At 69.1% G+C, this 17,178-nt stretch carries 15 protein-coding genes, 1 rRNA gene and 1 riboswitch; of the genes, 3 read left to right on the top strand and 13 right to left on the bottom strand.

Annotated features, from left to right (window positions below; genetic code table 11):
• Positions 1-26 precede the first annotated feature (26 nt).
• Positions 27-1,532, bottom strand: coding sequence for a glutamate--cysteine ligase (locus ACFCV8_RS15265; protein WP_376685806.1), 1,506 nt, complete (start codon positions 1,530-1,532; stop codon positions 27-29).
• A gap of 477 nt (positions 1,533-2,009) precedes the next feature.
• On the opposite strand from ACFCV8_RS15265, the gene ACFCV8_RS15260 reads away from it, so the two are divergent.
• Together ACFCV8_RS15260 and ACFCV8_RS15255 are read left to right on the top strand one after the other, a co-directional pair.
• The gene (locus ACFCV8_RS15260) at positions 2,010-2,603 is read left to right on the top strand and encodes a hypothetical protein (protein ID WP_376685805.1); all 594 of its coding nucleotides are present in this window, start codon (positions 2,010-2,012) and stop codon (positions 2,601-2,603) included.
• Between the two features lie 360 nt (positions 2,604-2,963).
• Positions 2,964-3,170 carry a DUF5999 family protein gene (locus tag ACFCV8_RS15255; protein ID WP_376685804.1) on the top strand — a complete coding sequence of 69 codons (207 nt, stop codon included), beginning with the start codon at positions 2,964-2,966 and terminating at the stop codon, positions 3,168-3,170.
• An 88-nt stretch (positions 3,171-3,258) separates the two neighbouring features.
• On the opposite strand, the gene gcvP is transcribed toward ACFCV8_RS15255, so the two are convergent.
• Positions 3,259-6,144: an aminomethyl-transferring glycine dehydrogenase gene (gene gcvP, locus ACFCV8_RS15250; protein WP_376685834.1), complete on the bottom strand. Its 2,886-nt coding sequence runs from the start codon at positions 6,142-6,144 to the stop codon at positions 3,259-3,261.
• Positions 6,145-6,338: 194 nt separating this feature from the next.
• A riboswitch (glycine riboswitch) is annotated at positions 6,339-6,436 on the bottom strand.
• A 113-nt stretch (positions 6,437-6,549) separates the two neighbouring features.
• On the opposite strand from gcvP, the gene ACFCV8_RS15245 reads away from it, so the two are divergent.
• The gene (locus ACFCV8_RS15245; RefSeq protein ID WP_376685803.1) at positions 6,550-6,918 is read left to right on the top strand and encodes a PRC-barrel domain-containing protein; all 369 of its coding nucleotides are present in this window, start codon (positions 6,550-6,552) and stop codon (positions 6,916-6,918) included.
• On the opposite strand, the gene ACFCV8_RS15240 is transcribed toward ACFCV8_RS15245, so the two are convergent.
• The 11 genes from ACFCV8_RS15240 to rrf form a co-directional block, all read right to left on the bottom strand.
• Positions 6,843-8,315, bottom strand: coding sequence for a DNA polymerase IV (locus tag ACFCV8_RS15240; protein ID WP_376685802.1), 1,473 nt, complete (start codon positions 8,313-8,315; stop codon positions 6,843-6,845). The two genes, ACFCV8_RS15245 and ACFCV8_RS15240, sit on opposite strands and share 76 nt — an antisense overlap.
• A 47-nt stretch (positions 8,316-8,362) precedes the next feature.
• Complete coding sequence (locus ACFCV8_RS15235; protein WP_376685833.1) at positions 8,363-8,905, bottom strand: MerR family transcriptional regulator; 543 nt, start codon at positions 8,903-8,905, stop codon at positions 8,363-8,365.
• 240 nt (positions 8,906-9,145) lie between these two features.
• Complete coding sequence (locus ACFCV8_RS15230) at positions 9,146-9,619, bottom strand: bifunctional nuclease family protein (RefSeq protein ID WP_024493232.1); 474 nt, start codon at positions 9,617-9,619, stop codon at positions 9,146-9,148.
• Positions 9,620-9,672: 53 nt separating this feature from the next.
• The gene (locus ACFCV8_RS15225; RefSeq protein ID WP_376685801.1) at positions 9,673-10,407 is read right to left on the bottom strand and encodes a MerR family transcriptional regulator; all 735 of its coding nucleotides are present in this window, start codon (positions 10,405-10,407) and stop codon (positions 9,673-9,675) included.
• Between the two features lie 17 nt (positions 10,408-10,424).
• Positions 10,425-11,207: an FHA domain-containing protein gene (locus ACFCV8_RS15220; protein WP_376685800.1), complete on the bottom strand. Its 783-nt coding sequence runs from the start codon at positions 11,205-11,207 to the stop codon at positions 10,425-10,427.
• 190 nt (positions 11,208-11,397) lie between these two features.
• Complete coding sequence (locus tag ACFCV8_RS15215) at positions 11,398-12,186, bottom strand: DUF881 domain-containing protein (protein WP_376685799.1); 789 nt, start codon at positions 12,184-12,186, stop codon at positions 11,398-11,400.
• A gap of 5 nt (positions 12,187-12,191) precedes the next feature.
• Positions 12,192-12,524: a small basic family protein gene (locus ACFCV8_RS15210; RefSeq protein WP_003970459.1), complete on the bottom strand. Its 333-nt coding sequence runs from the start codon at positions 12,522-12,524 to the stop codon at positions 12,192-12,194.
• A complete protein-coding gene (locus ACFCV8_RS15205; RefSeq protein ID WP_376685798.1) occupies positions 12,521-13,444 on the bottom strand; it encodes a DUF881 domain-containing protein in 924 nt (307 codons plus the stop codon). The genes ACFCV8_RS15210 and ACFCV8_RS15205 overlap by 4 nt, the downstream gene beginning before the upstream one ends.
• Positions 13,445-13,542: 98 nt before the next feature.
• A complete protein-coding gene (locus ACFCV8_RS15200; protein WP_376685797.1) occupies positions 13,543-16,038 on the bottom strand; it encodes a sugar phosphate nucleotidyltransferase in 2,496 nt (831 codons plus the stop codon).
• Positions 16,039-16,151: 113 nt separating this feature from the next.
• Positions 16,152-16,760, bottom strand: a complete 609-nt coding sequence (locus ACFCV8_RS15195) for a CDP-alcohol phosphatidyltransferase family protein (protein ID WP_376685796.1) — start codon at positions 16,758-16,760, stop codon at positions 16,152-16,154.
• Between the two features lie 149 nt (positions 16,761-16,909).
• Positions 16,910-17,026 (bottom strand): 5S ribosomal RNA (gene rrf / locus ACFCV8_RS15190).
• Between the last annotated feature and the right edge of the window lie 152 nt (positions 17,027-17,178).

The raw sequence follows: 17,178 nt of genomic DNA, 5'->3' as shown, positions 1-17,178 counted from the left end.
CCGCTCCGGGCCGCGGCCCGGAAGCGTCACGGCTTGGGGGCGCCGGTCGGCCAGGTGTGCACGGGCTCACCGCTGTGCATCAGTTCGGCGTACCGGCGGGTGGTCGCCGCCAGCGCCGCGTGCCGGTCCAGCCCGGCCTCCCGTGCCCGGTGGTAGGTGTCCGCCTGCCAGGACGCCCCGTTCACCCGCCGTCTGCACCGCTCCTCGATGACGCCGAGGAAACGGTCGCGGTCCGCGGGCTCGATGTTCCACGCGTCGAGCCCGGCCGCGGCCAGCGGCAGCAGTTCGTCGCGTACGAGCTTCACGGCGGGCACCCGGGCGAACCCGCCCGCGCGGCCGGGGCGCGGCCAGATCAGCTCCGCGTCGATGCCCATGCGGCAGGCGGTGTCGAAGTTCTCCTCCGCCGCTGCGAACGGCAGCCTGTTCCATACCGGGCGGGGATCCTCGGCGAGCGCGCGCACCAGGCCGTAGTAGAACGCCGCGTTGGCGATGAGGTCGATGACGGTGGGTCCGGCGGGCAGCACCCGGTTCTCCACCCGCAGATGGGGTACGCCGTCGACGAGCCCGTACACGGGCCGGTTCCAGCGGTAGATCGTTCCGTTGTGGAGCACCAGCTCCGCCAGCCGCGGCACCCCGCCCTCGTCGAGGACGCGCAGCGGCTCCTCCTGGTCGTGGATGGGCAGGAGGGGCGGGAAGTAGCGCACGTTCTCCTCGAAGAGCTCGTACGCCGAACCGATCCACCGCTCCCCGAACCAGGTCCTGGGCCGCACCCCCTGGTTGCGGAGCTCGGGCGGGCGGGTGTCCGTGGCCTGCTGGAAGAGCGGCGGCCGCGACTCCCGCCAGAGCTCCCGGCCGAACAGGAAGGGCGCGTTGGCACCGAGTGCGATCTGGACACCGGCGATCGCCTGGGCCGCGTTCCACACGGCGGCGAACCGCGCGGGCGTCACCTGGAGGTGGAACTGGACCGAGGTACAGGCGGCCTCGGGGGCGATCGAGGCGGAGGTGGAGACCAGCCGCTCCACGCCCTGGATGTCGAGGGCGAAGACCTCGCCGCGGGCAGCCACCATCTGATCGTTCAGCAAGGTGTAGCGTTCCGCGTCCGAGAGACTGGAGAGCACGAGATCCTCACGGCGCAGCGTGGGAAGAATTCCGATCATCATGAGCCCGGCATCGACCTCACCCGCCTTCCGGTGGGCATATCCGAGTCCAGCCCTGAGCTCTTCGGCCAGCTGATCCAGAACCCGTCCCCCCAAGCGGTGCGGGACTATGTTCACCTCCAGATTGAACATCCCGAGTTCCATCTGGAAATCGCGGCTGGCGATGCGCGGAAGGACCTCTCCATTCATCATCTTCGGCATGCCGTCGGCACCCGCGAGATTGAGTTCGATCTCCACGCCCATGAGGTTGCGCGGCCGATCGAACCGTTGCTCCACAAGAAGTCGCTCCAGCCCCTCCAGACACTCGTGGAGCTTCTTCCGGTACCTCTGCCGATCGGACAGGTCAAAGGCGCCCGCCACGACCTTCTCCCCCATCGAAGCGTCCCTCCCTCGGTGGGCGGCCCGCGGCCAGACCGCTCGCATCAGGATCGATAATGCCCAGGCGGGGTGATCCATAACGCCCACGAGAAGGCCACCGACCCACTAGTCTGAGAACAGTCGCTCCGGGCACATTCCAATGGCATGATGCGGGATGCGATTGCCGGTCGATGAGTCCTGAAAAGCCGACGTGTTTCAGCCGTCCACGTCATGGGAAAGTCCCCAGGCAGTGACTGTGCCACCGAAACGGAATCATCAGTTTCTCCGCATAATAAAGTCTTGATACCGCCTTGCCCGCAGCACCCGCAACGGCTAGTGGAAACACCGCATGAACACATTTCGTATAAACTCCGCGGACGAGGCAGAGAGTTGACGTAGCCGCTCGGTCACCGGCCCCTCTGGCCCCGCATGCCGACAGCGCCGTCTGCATCCGCCCGCGCACCACCGTGTCTCCGAAGCGAGAGGCGACCCACTATGCCGCTGCATGTCTTCCCGGCTCCCGCGCCCGCTCTGCGCAGCGTTCTCGCGGCACTCGGTTCACCCACCGCGGTACGCGAAGCCCGCACCCCCGCCCTCCGGTCCGCCCAGGGACCGCTCATCCCTGAACTCCCGCTCCCCGTCCACGTGCTGGAGCGGATCGGTCCGAACACTCCGGCCCCGGCCACCCGGCTCACCGGATGGCGGTTCCTGATCCGCGACGCGGAGCGGGCCGTCGCGGCGGCGGAGACCATGCTCACCGCGGACGGCTGGGCCTTCTCGCACTTCTTCGAGGGTCCTTACATCGCCTCGACCGAGCTCGCACTGCGCCAGGCCGAGGCGGTGACACCGCACTACCAGCCGCGGCTGCTGTCCGTCCCGGAGCTGTACATGCTGGCGCTGTGGCTGCACGGCGACGCCGAGGCGGACGCCGCCGACGGAGCGCTCGCCCCCGCCGACCTCCTCGTCCCGCTGGCCCCCGCCCCGCCGGGCATCGCCGCACACCGGCCGCACCGGGTGGCCGACCTGCTCCGCGTGATGACGCTGCGCATCCCGCCCGACCCGGGCCCCCTGCTCGGCTCCCCGGCCTGAGCCCCCGGCCCGCTCCGGCCGTCCGTGCCCCGTCGCCGCCCCCGGTGACGGGGCACGGTGCTGCCGGGCGCGTCCTCCCGGTCCCGGCCGAAGAGCCGCCACGCCCGGGAGGCGCACTTCCCGCCCATCCGGACTAGCCCGTAATGGCCACCCCGAACCACCCGAAATGACAGTGCAGTTGCGATGAACCGTCCGCGCGGGTGACACGTCCTTCGGGTAAGGAGAAGTGCTGGTCCGAAATCCCTGCGGATTGACGCCCGTGGGGCAACACTGGGACCGGACCTATCGATACGGGGGGCGGCCATGAACACCTCGTCCAGCCGCAGCACATTCACTACAACGCAGCGAGAGAACCCAGCCATGTGTCAACATCAGCCACCATGCCCGACCGCCGACTCAGCCGACCGGGAGGCCGCCCGCCTGACGGCGCACCACCCGGAACAGGGCTGGAGCCTGCTGTGCAACGGCGTCCTGCTCTTCGAGGACACCGGCGAGCTGCTCCCGGACGGTCAGATCATCGCCCCGCACCGGCCGCTGGCGACCGGCCGGGTGATGAAGGCCGCCTGACCGCGGCCGCAGACGAACAGGGGCCGGCCCGGAGAATCCTCCGAACCGGCCCCGGCGCACGTCCGCCTCACACAGTGACGCTCACGCGTCAGTTGTCGTACTCGTCCAGCGGCGGGCAGGAGCAGACGAGGTTACGGTCGCCGAAGGCGCCGTCGATCCGGCGCACCGGCGGCCAGTACTTGTCCGCGGCCACGACACCGGCCGGGAAGACGGCCGTCTCGCGGCTGTAGGTGTGCTCCCACTCCCCGCCGGCCATCGCCGCGGTGTGCGGAGCGTTGCGCAGCGGGTTGTCGTCCGCGCTCCACTCGCCGGAGGCCACCTTCTCGACCTCGCCACGGATGGCGATCATCGTGTCGCAGAAACGGTCCAGCTCCGCGAGGTCCTCGCTCTCCGTCGGCTCGATCATCAGCGTCCCCGCGACCGGGAACGACATCGTCGGCGCGTGGAAGCCGTAGTCGATCAGCCGCTTGGCGATGTCGTCGACGCTGACGCCGGTGGCCTTGGAGATCGGCCGCAGGTCCACGATGCACTCGTGCGCGACCAGCCCGGCCGGTCCGGTGTACAGGATCGGGTAGTGCGGCTCAAGACGCTTGGCGATGTAGTTGGCCGCGAGCACCGCGACCTGCGTCGCCCGCTTCAGGCCCTCCCCGCCCATCAGGCGTACGTACGCCCAGGAGATCGGGAGGATCCCGGCCGAGCCCCACGGAGCGGCCGAGATCGGCCCGACACCCGTCTCGGGGCCCGCCGTGGGCTGGAGCGGGTGGTTCGGCAGGTACGGGGCGAGGTGCGCGCGCACACCGACCGGGCCGACACCGGGGCCGCCGCCGCCGTGCGGGATGCAGAAGGTCTTGTGCAGGTTCAGGTGCGAGACGTCGCCGCCGAACCGGCCCGGCCGGGCGAGGCCGACCAGCGCGTTGAGGTTGGCGCCGTCGACGTACACCTGGCCACCCGCGTCGTGCACCTCGGCACAGATGTCGGCGACGTGCTCCTCGAACACACCGTGCGTCGACGGGTACGTGATCATGAGGACGGCGAGCTCGTCGCGGTGCTTCTCGATCTTGGCCCGCAGGTCCTCGACGTCCACCTCCCCGTCGTCGGCGGTCTTCACCACGACGACCTTCATCCCGGCCATCACGGCGCTGGCCGCGTTGGTGCCGTGCGCGGAGGACGGGATGAGACAGACGGTGCGCTGCTCGTCGCCGTTGGCCCGGTGGTACGCCCGTACGGCCAGGAGACCGGCGAACTCGCCCTGCGAGCCCGCGTTCGGCTGGATCGACACCGCGTCGTAGCCGGTGACCTCGGCCAGGCGCTCCTCCAGCTCACGGATGAGGGTGAGGAAGCCCTCCGCCTGCTCGGCCGGGGCGAAGGGGTGCAGCGCGCCGAACTCGGGCCAGGTGATCGGCTCCATCTCGGTGGTCGCGTTCAGCTTCATGGTGCAGGAGCCGAGCGGGATCATGCCGCGGTCCAGCGCGTAGTCCCGGTCGGCGAGGCGGCGCAGGTAGCGCAGCATCGCGGTCTCGGAGCGGTGCTGGTGGAAGACCGGGTGCGTGAGGACCGCATCGGTGCGCAGCAGTCCCTCGGGCAGCGCGTCGGCGACGGTGGCGTCCAGCGCCTCGATGTCGCCCTCGGTTCCGAAGGCGGCCCAGACGGCGGCGATCTGCGTCCGGGTGGTCGTCTCGTCACAGGCGACGGAGACCAGGTCGGCGTCGACCAGGCGCAGGTTGACCCCGCGCTCGCGGGCCTCGGCGACGACCTCGGCCGCCTTGCCCGGGACGCGCACGGTGAGGGTGTCGAAGTGGGCGCCGGTCACCACGTCGACACCGGCGGCGCGCAGGCCCTCGGCCAGGATCGCGGCGTAGCGGTGGGTACGCCGGGCGATCGTCCGCAGCCCGTCCGGGCCGTGGTAGACGGCGTACATCCCGGCCATGACGGCGAGCAGCACCTGGGCGGTGCAGATGTTGCTGGTGGCCTTCTCGCGGCGGATGTGCTGCTCACGCGTCTGCAGGGCCAGCCGGTAGGCCTTGTTGCCGTCCGCGTCGACGGAGACACCGACGAGGCGGCCGGGCAGGCTGCGGGCGAACTTCTCGCGGACGGCCATGTATCCGGCGTGCGGGCCGCCGAAGCCCATCGGGACGCCGAAGCGCTGCGTGGTGCCGATGGCGATGTCCGCGCCCAGCTCGCCAGGAGAGGTGAGCAGGGTCAGGGCCAGCAGATCGGCGGCGACCGTGACGATCGCGCCCAGTTCGTGGGCCTGCTCGATGACGGAGCCGATGTGGCGGACCTCGCCGGACGCGCCGGGGTACTGCAGCAGGACGCCGAAGACACCGCGCTCGGCGAGCTCGGCCGGGATGCCCTCGGACAGATCGGCGACGACGACCTCGACACCGGTCGGCTCGGCACGGGTCCCGATGACGGCGACGGTCTGCGGCAGGGCGTCGGCGTCGACCAGGAAGACGCCGTTCTTGACCTTTCCGACGCGCCGGGACAGCGCCATGGCCTCGGCGGCCGCGGTGCCCTCGTCGAGCAGGGAGGCGCCGGAGGTGGGCAGTCCGGTCAGGTCGGCGACCATCGTCTGGAAGTTCAGCAGGGCCTCCAGACGGCCCTGCGAGATCTCCGGCTGGTAGGGCGTGTAGGCCGTGTACCAGGCGGGGTTCTCCATGACGTTGCGCAGGATCACCGGCGGGGTGAAGGTGCCGTAGTAGCCGAGGCCGATCATCGGGCTCAGCACCTGGTTGCGGTCCGCGAGGTCACGCAGCTCGGCGAGTACCTCGGCCTCGGTGCGCGCGGACGGCAGCCCGAGAGCCTCCGTGCTCTTGATGACATCGGGCACCGCGGCCGCGGTGAGCTCGTCCAGCGAGCCGTAACCGACCTGGGCGAGCATCTTCGACTGCGCCTCGGCATCGGGTCCGATGTGGCGCTGCTCGAACGGAATGCCCTGCTCCAGCTGGGAGAGCGGAGTGCGGCGGGGGGTCATGGTGGAGGCCTCCTGGTCTGTCACGACCTGCGAGGGGCACCTCGGCGCGGGTGCCCGAACGGCCTCCCCCTCTGTCATCTCAACCTGAGAGCTTCACCGGCGCGCCCTGGGGCGTGCCGGCTTTCACCGTCGGTGAGGTAGGGACTCGTACCGGCACCCGGCCGCACGAAACCCGCCCTGCTTTCCAGAGTGACCTCGTCCGTGCGGTACGGGGGCCTGAGAGATTCCGGGGAGGATTTGCTCCTTCGGCGCCCTCCGGATCAGCTCCGAAGGACTCTCCCGCACGGGGTCAGCGGCCATGACCAGCCTACCAGCGGGGTTCATGGCCGATTTCTCGAGTGGCCAACCACCCGGATCTGCCCTTTTGTAGTGCTTGTGGAGTAGCCGCGACCAGTGGGAGGGATCGTGCAGACCGACATCGATCCGCGCAGCCTGATCGGCCGCAAGGCATTCGACCGCAAGGGCACCAGGATCGGGACCGTCGACGAGGTGTACCTCGACGACGCGACCGGGGTCCCCGAGTGGGCCGCCGTACGTACCGGGCTCTTCAGCCGGGACGCGTTCGTGCCGCTGGAACCCAGTGAATTCGTGGAGGACACGCTCCGCGTCCCCTTCGACCGGGCCCTGATCAAGGACGCGCCCGACTTCGGCGTGGGCCGCCACCTCTCACCGGAGCAGGAACTCCAGCTCTACCGCCATTACGGACTCGACTCCCCGCCCGGGGACGTCCCCCCGGACCGGGACTTCGGCAGGCTGGCCGGCCAGGACGAGTAGTCCGGCGGATTGCGCACCAGGGGCAGCGGGTCGGCCGGCCGCAGCTGCGGATCGTCCACCCGGAAGGTGCGCACCCGGCCGGGCGCCGACTCGGGCTCCTCGAACCGCACGGTCACCCGGCCGACACCGCTGCCCTGCACCCAGCCATGTCCGTAGGCGGTGTGGTGCACGTCGTGTCCGGCGGACCAGTGCCGGGCCGCGCGCAGTTCGGCGGTCTCCGTCTCCGGTGGCTTCGCCCCGGACTCGTCCGGCGGCTCGGCGCCGTCGTCGACGAGCCCCGGTGCCGACGGCTCCTTCGCCTGTTCCCCGGCCGCCGCCCGCTCCTCGGCGGCCTGGGCGAAGAGATCCTCCTGCGTGTAGTCGGCGAGCCCCGAGACGCCCACACCGAGGAGCCGGACGCCCCCGGTGGTATCCACGGCCTCAAGGAGCCGTGCGGCGGCCTCACGGACCACCACGGGGTCGTCCGTGGGGCCGCGGAGCGTCTCGGACCGGGTGAGCGTCGAGAAGTCGTAGCGGCGCACCTTCAGCACCACCGTGCGCCCGGACCGCCCCGCGCCCCGCAGCCGCCCGACGCACCGGTCGGCCAGCCGCTCGACCTCCGACCGGATCCGGATCCGGTCGTGGAGATCGGCGTCGAAGGTGTCCTCCACCGACACCGATTTCGCGTCCCGCTCCGCGACCACCGGCCGGTCGTCGTGGCCGAGGGCCATCCGATGCAGCGAGCCGCCGTGGGCCTTGCCGAGCAGGCGTACGAGCTCGTCCTCACCGGCCTCGGCCAGGTCATCGACCGTGGTCATCCCGGCTCGGCGCAGATGGTCCGCCGTCGCGGGCCCCACCCCGGGAAGGATCCGCACCGACTTCGGCGCGAGCAGCGCGCGCTCCGTGCCGGGGACTATCAGCCGCAGCCCGTCGGGCTTGGCCTCCTCCGAAGCGATCTTGGCCAGCATCTTGGAGCCGGCGAGCCCCACCGAGCCGGTGAGCCCGGTGACCGCCCTGATGGCCGCACGCAGCCGCTCGCCGATCTCCAGCGCCGAGGCCGTGTCGTCGGCCGTCCCGCCGGCCTCCAGGTCCACGAAGGCCTCGTCCAGGCTGAGCGGCTCCACCAGCGGGGAGAGCCGCGCGAGCAGCTCCATCACCTGATCGCTCACCGCCCGGTACAGCTGGAAGCGGGGCACCAGATAGGCCGCGTTGGGCGCGAGCCGCCGCGCCTGCGCCATCGGCATGGCGGAGTGCACCCCGAAGCGCCGCGCCTCGTACGACGCGGTGGCGACGACCCCGCGCGGCCCCAGCCCGCCCACCACGACCGGCTTGCCGCGCAGGCTCGGCTTGGCCGCCTGCTCGGCCGAGGCGTAGAAGGCATCCATGTCGAGATGGAGGATGGTGGGTGCGGCTCTCACACCCACCGATGCTGCCCTACGGCACTGACAGTCGCCGCACGGCCGGATCAGCCGGCCCGGTTGCGGCGTCGCGCCAGCTCGTCGGCGGGGTTGTTCCCGACGAGGGTCTCGCCGGTGTCCACCCGCTCGCCGTGCAGCTGCGACAGCGCGGCGTCGACGTCCTGCCACACCACGCCCACGGCGATGCCGAAGACCCCTTGGCCGCCCTGGAGGAGGCTGACGACCTCGTCGGGCGAGGAGCATTCGTAGACCGTCGCCCCGTCGCTCATCAGCGTCATCCGCTCGAGATCCTGGAACCCGCGGGCTCGCAGGTGCTGCACCGTGGTGCGGATGTTCTGCAGCGCCACGCCGGTGTCCAGGAACCGCTTCACGATCTTCAGCAGGACGACGTCCCGGAAGCTGTAGAGCCGCTGCGTGCCGGAGCCGTACGCGGGGCGCACGCTCGGTTCCACCAGCCCCGTGCGCGCCCAGTAGTCCAGCTGCCGGTAGGTGATCCCGGCGGCCGCGCAGGCGGTCGGCCCGCGGTAGCCGATGTCGTTGGCCGATGCCACTGCGCCCCCCGCCACCGCCGGATGAACCGGTTGCACGATGGTGTGGTCGGCTGTACTCCCCTGCTGCGGACACGGCGCACCCGCTGCCGTACCGTCGCCGCTGCTTCTCACGCCGACCTCCGTCCTTGACCTGCCCTCTCGAAGGTAGGCAGTCACTCGGGGTGCGTCAACGATCGCCACACTCGGCACGCCGAGTGATAATCACCCCGAGGGTGGTTTCCCCCGCCTCGCAAGCGGGAAAGGCTTGTCGGATGTGCTGGCGGCAGCCCTGCGGGACGGTCACTGGCTGTTGGTACCGAAGTCTTCCGGGGAGATCTGGTCGAGGAACTCGCGGAACTTCTCCACCTCGTCCTCCTGCTCGTCCGGAATCGCGATGCCTGCGTCGTCGAGCACCCCGTCGCTGCCGTAGATCGGCGTTCCGGTGCGCAGGGCGAGCGCTATGGCGTCGGACGGCCGCGCGCTCACCTCGACCCCGCTGGCGAAGACCAGCTCCGCGTAGAAGACCCCTTCGCGGAGGTCCGTGATGCGGACCTCGGTGAGCTCCTGGCCCACGGCCTCGAGCACGTCCTTGAAGAGATCATGGGTCAGCGGCCTGGCCGGTGCCATGCCCTGCTGGGCGAAGGCGATCGCGGTCGCCTCCCCGGGACCGATCCAAATGGGGAGGAACCGGTCGCCTCCCACTTCACGCAGGAGCACGATCGGTTGGTTCGAGGGCATTTCCACCCGGACACCCACAACGTCGAGCTCGTTCACACAGCAACCCTAGGACGTGCTTGGCAGGTTTGGGTAGTCGGGCACCGGCGTGATCAGTGGAGCCGGACGTGCAGAGCGCTCTGCACAAAGGCCGAATGGAGCCGCACGGACAGCTCCGCAAGCTCTTTCGCGGTGGCCTCCGCATGGGCTCTGGTCTGCGGATTCCGATGTCTGCGCAAGGGCGCGACCACCTGCTCGATGAGCCCGACCTCACGATCCGCAGCCGACCGCATGGCACGCAGGTGACGCGGCTCGAGACCGAACCTGCCCAGATCCGCCACAAGCTTGGCGACGGTGACCGCCTCGGCGTCGTAGCCGCCCTCCGGGGTCGGGGTGACCAGACCGTACGACTCCCACTCGTCGAGCTCGCTCTCCGTCGCCTCGGCGGCGGCCAGCAGCTCGGCACGGCCGATCCGGGCGGCGGTGGGCCGTCCGGCCTCCGCCCCGTCGGCCAGGTCCCGCGGGCCGCCCCCGGACGGCAGGGCGGCCTGTTCACCACGGGCGAGGGCATCCAGATGCTCGCGGATGACCTTCAACGGCAGGTAGTGGTCCCGCTGCATGCGCAGCACCTGGGCCAGCCGCTCCACATCGGCACCGCGGAACTTGCGATAGCCCGAAGGAGTCCGCTGCGGCTCGACGAGCCCCTCGGCCTCCAGGAAACGGATCTTGGAGATCGTGACCTCGGGAAACTCTTCCCGCAGCCGCAGCAGCACCGTACCGATGCTCATCGGGCGGTCGTCGCCGGTGGCGGTGCCGGTCACGGCACCGCCCGTCGGTGTTCTGAGCATGGACCTTCCCTGACGGGTCAGATACCGCGCTGGCTCGCGTAGAAGACCAGCCGGTACTTGCCGATCTGCACTTCGTCGCCATTCGACAGGGCGACGGAGTCGATGCGCTCACGATTGACGTAGGTGCCGTTGAGACTGCCGACGTCCCCGACCGTGAAGCTGCCGTCGGCGCCCCGGTGGAACTCCACGTGGCGACGCGACACCGTCACGTCATCGAGGAAGATGTCGCTCTGCGGGTGACGGCCCGCCGTGGTCACCTCACCGTCCAGCAGGAAACGACTGCCGGAATTCGGACCACGGCGCACCACGAGGAGCGCCGAGCCGAGCGGCAGCGCCTCGACGGCGGCCTGCGCCTCGGGCGAGAGGGACGGGATGGCGGTCTGGCCGGTGGCCTCCGCGTCGTACGCCTCAAGGCCGGAGATGGAGATCGTCGACGTCGTCTCCGAGGCACGCTCCGGAATACCGCCCTTCAGCGGCGCACCGCAGTTGGAGCAGAAGCGGCCGGCCTCGGAATTGCGATGGCCGCACCTCGGACAGACCGGCATGGACGAACCCTCCTGCCTGGGGGCGAACCCTCCGCCCGAGCCCGACGATTCCCCGAAACCTATGCGGGCGGCGCCGGCAGGGTCAACAGACGACGCGCCGGTTGCTCCCGAATTGTCACTGCCCGTACCCGCCACCTGATCACGGAAGAGCGGGCGTTCCGAACCCTGCTCCTCCGCCTGGCCATGGCGCGGTGCGCGATGGCGGGCGGCCTCGTCTCGAGCGCTCTTGCCGAACAACTTCCCAAACAACTTCACGGGCGATTCCCCTTGACCGAAATAGACCCGCCCGTGGGGCAGGACGAACCCTGAATGAACACACCTGCCGACCCGGACATCTTCACAACGTCCGTATCCACCCGACAGTTTCCACCACGCACCGCCAATCCGATGCGGCGACCCCCCGCAACCTCGCGCCCGTGTCCTTCGACCCTTCCGCGCCGCGATGTCACGGTGACGACGACCGAGCGTAGTCAGGCTGCTCCGCTGGTCGCAAGGCATCCACGACAATGTCGTCGGCCTGCGCGACCTGCACGGTGGCCTGCTCCTTCTCCAGCGTCTGCACCACCCCGCCCGGAATGTTCAGCGCCGGCTCCAGGTCCTGGGGTTTGCCGATCACCTTGAAGACGTACGGCTCAGTGATCTTACGGTCGTCGACGCTCACATTGCCGCCGTCGCCGGAGAAGTAGGTGTTGGCCACCACACGCACCCCGTTGACCTCGATCGCCTCGGCGCCCGCCGCACGCAGCTCCTGGAGCGCGTCCAGCAGCATGTCCGCCTTCACGCCGTCCCCGGGGTCATGGACGGTGAGCGTGATCCCGGGCCCGTGAGCCGCCACGGTGCCCGCGAGGATACCCAGCTGGCGTTCCTTCTCGACCGTCTGCTTGCGCGCCTCCTCGGCCTGGTCGGAGCTGTTCTCCAGCTCCGTGCGCTGAGCTGCCAGCCGCTGCTTCTCGTCCTCCAGACGCTGCGTCCGGTCGTCCAGCTCGTCGAGGATGCGGACCAGGTCCTCCTGCCGGGCGCCGCGCAGCGCGCTGTTGTCGCTGGTGGACCGCACCTGGATGGCCAGCCCGAGACCGAGGACGAACAGCAGTACCGCGACGGTCAGTTGAGCCCGGGTCACCCGCGGCGGCCAGAGACCGGCGATCAGGCGCTGACGGCCGGTGATTTCCTCGGCGGGGCCCGGTGCCGGCTCCTCGGCCCGCTCGGGGCCGTCGGGAAGTTCTTCGTTGCTCATCGGCGTCAGGCCCGGAAGACGTGCCGGCGGATGGCCGCGGCGTTGGAGAAGATCCTGATCCCGAGCACGACCACCACACCCGTGGACAGCTGCGCGCCGACGCCCAGCTTGTCGCCCAGGAACACGATGAGGGCGGCGACCACGACGTTCGAGAGGAACGACACGACGAAGACCTTGTCGACGAAGATCCCGTCGAGCATGGCCCGCAGGCCGCCGAATACGGCGTCGAGTGCCGCCACGACGGCGATCGGGAGATACGGCTCGACCACGGCCGGCACCTCGGGCCGGACCAACAGCCCGACCACGACGCCCACGACGAGGCCCAGTACGGCGATCACGATGTGCCCTTCCCTGTGTCTGCCGCACCACTGCCGGTGTCTGCGGCCCGATAAGGCTCTGCTGTACGTACGATCAGGCTCGGTGCGACCGGAAGGCTGACCTTCTCCTGGACCGACAGGCTCGTCCGGATGTCGAAAGTGTCCTTCAGCGCTTGCAGGTACTGCCCGTCGGCACTGTCCTGGAAGGCCGCGGCGAGCTGTTTCCCGTTCCCCACCGCCAGCACTGTGTAGGGCGGCACCAGCGGCCTGTTGTCGACCAGTATGGCGTCGCCCGCGGCACGGATCGCCGACAGGGCGGTCAGTCGCTGGCCGTTGATCGCGATCGCCTCCGCCCCGGACTGCCACAGCCCGTTGACGACCCGCTGGAGGTCCCGGTCACGGACCCGTCCCGTGTCGGCGAATCCGCTGGTCTCCCGCGGACCGCCACCGCCCTGGTCGGTGTCCTTGGCGTCGTCGACGACGAGCTTGACGCCGGGGCCCTCCACCGGGGTCGCCCCGGCGAGCAGCGCCACCCGCTCCCCCTGGTCCCCACCGTGCTTCTCCAGGGCCTTGCGCTGGCGCCTGCCGACGTCGTCGCGGAGCTTGTCCACCTCCGCCTCGAGGGTGTCGGCGGCGGCGGTCTCGTCGTCGATGCGCCCGATCAGCTCCTGGCGTTCCTTGGCGAGGACCGGTGCCGAGACCCGCGCCTCCGCGGCCCCGAGCGTCACGACGAGCGCGGCGAGCACCAGACAGGCGGCGAGCCCGAGCTTCGACTTGAGCGTACGGGGCAGGCCCGCGGTCCCGTCGGCCTGCCGGCGTGCCGACGCCTCGGCGTATCCGTCGTCGAGGCTGTGATCCATCACATTGGTCAGCAGCGACATGGAGGCGTCAGGACGCGCGGGCGGCGAGGCGGTACTCCGATCGGGGGGCTGCTGCGACATGCCGCACATCGTCGCACGTCGCCGCGGCTACCGCCGAATGGCCCCACCGGTGACCCCGCGGTCGTACGTGACCGCCGCGGGGCACACCGGTGGCGGTGTCAGCGCCCCGCGCCCTCCACCACGGCCGCCCACTCGTCCAGCAGTGCCTGTGCGGAGGCGTCGTCCGGTCCCTCGGCCCACAGATGGGTGACGGCCTCGGCCGGGTCCGGCAGCACCATCACCCACCGTCCGTCGGCCTCGACGACCCGTACGCCGTCCGTCGTGTCGACGCTGCGGTCCCCGGCGGCCTCCACGACCCGTCGCATCACCAGGCCCTTGACGGCCCACGGGGTGGGCAGGTCACGGGGCAGGACATGGGCACGGGGAATGCGGGCATCGATCTGGCTGAGGGTGAGCTGGGTCCGGGCCACCAAACCGAGGAGCCGCACGAAGGCGGCCGATCCGTCGAAGACACTGCTGAATTCGGGAACGATGAAGCCGCCGCGCCCGTCTCCACCGAAGATGGTGCCTTCCTCACTGCCCACCCGCGTCAGGTCGTCCGGCGACGTGGTCGTCCATTCGACCTGCGTGCCGTGGTAGGCCGCCACCTGCTCGGCGACGCGTGTCGTGGTGACGGGCAGGGCCACCCGTCCGCTGCGCCGCTCGGCGGCGACGAGGTCGAGCATCACCAGGAGCGCCCGGTCGTCCTCGATGATCCGCCCTCGCTCGTCGACCAGGGAGAGCCGTTCCCCCACCGGGTCGAACCGCACACCGAACGAAGCCCCTGCCGAAGCCACGATCTCGCCGAGCCGCACCATCCCGGAGCGCCGCCCCTCGGCCGTCTCGGTGGGCCGCGATTCGTCAAGGCCGGGATTGATCGTGAGCGAGTCGACCCCGAGCCGCCCGAGCAGACTGGGCAGTACGAGCCCGGCGCTCCCGTTGGACGCGTCGACGACGACCTTGAGGCCCGCGTCGGCGATGCCCGAGGTGTCGACGTTCCGCAGCAGTGATCCGGTGTACGAGTCGAAGACGCTGGACGGGAAGTGCAGGTCCCCGATCTCACCCGGGAAGGCCCGGCGGTATTCCTGACGTGCGTAGACCCGGTCCAGCTTCCGCTGGCGGGCCTGTGACAGGTCCGCTCCCCGTTCGTCGATGAACATGATGTCGACGGAGTCGGGCACACCGGGAGAGGTGCGGATCATGATCCCGCCCGCGCTGCCGCGTGCGGTCTGCTGACGGGCGACGGGCAGGGGCACGTTCTCCAGGTCCCGTACGTCGATGGCACTGGCCTGGAGGGCGGAGATCACTGCGCGCTTCAGGGCGCGGGCACCGCGGGAGTGGTCGCGAGCGGTGGTGACCGTCGCCCCCTTCTTGAGGGTGGTGGCGTACGCCCCGGCGAGTCTGACCGCGAGTTCCGGGGTGATCTCGACGTTCAGGATTCCGGACACCCCTCGGGCACCGAAGAGATGTGCCTGCCCACGCGATTCCCAGATCACCGAGGTATTGACGAAGGCACCGGCCTCGATGGTCTTGAACGGATAGACCCGGACATTGCCCTGAATGATCGATTCCTCGCCGATCAGACACTCGTCGCCGATGACGGCGCCGTCCTCGATGCGTGCCGCACCCATGACGTCGGTGTTCTTGCCGATCACGCACCCACGCAGATTGCTGTGCTGGCCGATATAGACGTTGTCGTGGATCACTGCCTTGTGCAGGAACGCACCGCTCTTGACCACTACATTCGACCCGATGACCGTGTGCTCGCGGACCTCGGCACCGGCTTCGACCTTTGCGTAGTCACCGATGTAGAGCGGCCCGCGGAGCACCGCGTCGGGGTGTACTTCCGCGCCTTCCGCGACCCATACGCCCGGCGAGATCTCGAAGCCGTCGATGTCGACGTCGACCTTGCGTTCCAGTACGTCGGCCTGCGCCTTCACATAGCTCTCGTGTGTGCCGACGTCCTCCCAGTAGCCCTCGGCGATGTAGCCGTAGATGGGCTTGCCCTCCTTCATGAGCTGGGGGAAGACGTCACCCGACCAGTCCACCGACACATCGGCTGCGACATAGTCGAATACCTCGGGCTCCATGACGTAGATGCCGGTATTCACGGTGTCCGAGAAGACCTGACCCCAGGTGGGTTTCTCCAGGAAGCGCTCGACCTGGCCGCCCTCGTCGACAATCGTGATGCCGAATTCCAGTGGGTTCGGCACACGGGTCAGGCACACCGTGACCAGACCGCCCTTTTCCTTGTGGAAGGCGATGAGATCAGTGAGGTCGAAGTCGGTGAGCGCATCCCCGGAAATGACCAGGAATGTATCGTCCTTCAGTGCCTCTTCGGCATTCTTCACACTCCCGGCGGTGCCGAGCGGCTTCTCCTCGTTGGCATAGCTGAGCTCCATCCCGAGCTCCTCGCCGTCCCCGAAGTAGTTCTTGACCAGCGAGGCAAGAAACTGGACCGTTACGACGGTCTCGTTCAGCCCATGACGCTTGAGCAGCCGAAGCACGTGCTCCATGATCGGCCGATTGGCGACGGGCAGAAGGGGCTTGGGCATGCTTGAGGTCATCGGGCGAAGACGTGTGCCTTCGCCACCAGCCATCACGACGGCCTTCATGTCGGAAACGTCCTCCTTGAAGAGACGACGGTCTAGCCGACTTCGCCCGTCAGGGCACCATGCGGATCATCAGCGGCGGGCCGGCCACACTGCGCGGCACCGCGGCAACGAGCTCAATCGGCTTCTGCGTCCGCCTTGACGAGCCGGCGGACCTGAACCACGTAGAGGATCCCTGCCCACCAATAGAGCGTTGTACCCCAACCTGCGAACGCCCATCCGAAAATAGCGGCCAGCGATGCCAGCCAACCACTTCCGTCGCTGAGCAGCAACAAGGGGAACGCGTACATCAGGTTGAACGTGGCGGCCTTGCCCAGGAAGTTCACCTGCGGTGGCGGATAGCCGTGACGCCGCAGGATTGCAACCATCAGGAGGAGCATCAGCTCGCGGGCCAGCAGTACTGCGGTGAGCCAGAGTGGCAGGATCTCGCGCCAGGTCAGGCCGACGAGAGTCGAAAGGATGTAGAGGCGGTCCGCAGCGGGATCGAGAAGCCGGCCGAGGCTGCTGATCTGGTTCCACCGGCGGGCGAGCTTACCGTCGAGGTAATCGCTGATGCCGCTGAACATCAACACCAGCAGAGCCCAGCCGTCGCTCTGCGGTCCACCGAACACGGGGCGAAGAATCAGCCACAGGAAGAGCGGAACGCCGACAAGGCGAGCCATGCTGAGGATGTTGGGGATGGTGAGTACCCGGTCCGTCTGAACCCGAGTCTCCTGGACCTCCACCCGGGGGCCTCCTGTGAAGAAAGTGCCAATGATGCCCCCTGACCCTACCCTCAGCCACTGCTGCCGGTTGCACAGGGGTGACAATGCATGCCCGGTAAACGCGAAAAAGCCCCGTGTCCTGACGGACACGGGGCTCATTCACAAAAGGAGTTCGGCGGCGTCCTACTCTCCCACAGGGTCCCCCCTGCAGTACCATCGGCGCTGAAAGGCTTAGCTTCCGGGTTCGGAATGTAACCGGGCGTTTCCCTAACGCAATGACCACCGAAACACTATGAAATTAACCAACACCGGACAACAACACGGCAGTTCGTTATTTCAGAACAAACACAGTGGACGCGAGCAACTGAGGACAAGCCCTCGGCCTATTAGTACCAGTCAGCTCCACCCGTCACCGGGCTTCCACATCTGGCCTATCAAC

Origin of the sequence: Streptomyces sp. NPDC056347, assembly GCF_042262625.1 — a bacterium.
GTDB lineage: Bacteria > Actinomycetota > Actinomycetes > Streptomycetales > Streptomycetaceae > Streptomyces.
The sequence above is the reverse complement of the archived record's forward strand: the minus strand, read 5'-3'. Positions and strand labels throughout refer to the sequence as shown.